Origin of the sequence: Desertibacillus haloalkaliphilus, from assembly GCF_019039105.1 — a bacterium.
GTDB lineage: Bacteria > Bacillota > Bacilli > Bacillales > KJ1-10-99 > Desertibacillus > Desertibacillus haloalkaliphilus.
Window position 1 is genome coordinate 1 of the sequence record NZ_JAHPIV010000590.1, and the last position, 330, is coordinate 330.

Here is a 330-nt window from a genome sequence, read left to right on the forward strand (position 1 = left end):
CGTTTACACGAAGCAATACAAGACGGCTTCATTGACGATTAAGAAGACTGACGCGGAGACTGAGAAGGCTTTGGGCGGTGCACAAATTTTGCTTGCGCCAGCTTCAGTACAAGACAAGTTGAACGAAGTCTTGCCACAATTGATTAAGGATATTGAAAAGACGCCAGCGAAGGCGGACGCATTGGTCGCTTCTGCGTTGGGATTGACGTCAGATCAATTCTCAATCGAATCAACTGATAAAGATGGACAAGTTGTCTTTGATGCAAACGACGGTATCGCGATTTCAAAGGGACAACAATACGTCATCGCCGAATTGATGGCGCCTAAGGG

1 protein-coding gene is annotated in these 330 nt (G+C 46.7%); it reads left to right on the forward strand.

What is annotated here, in order from left to right:
* Positions 1–31: 31 nt before the first annotated feature.
* On the forward strand, positions 32–330 hold a 299-nt coding region (locus KH400_RS23410; protein WP_217228723.1), incomplete at its 3' end, for a SpaA isopeptide-forming pilin-related protein.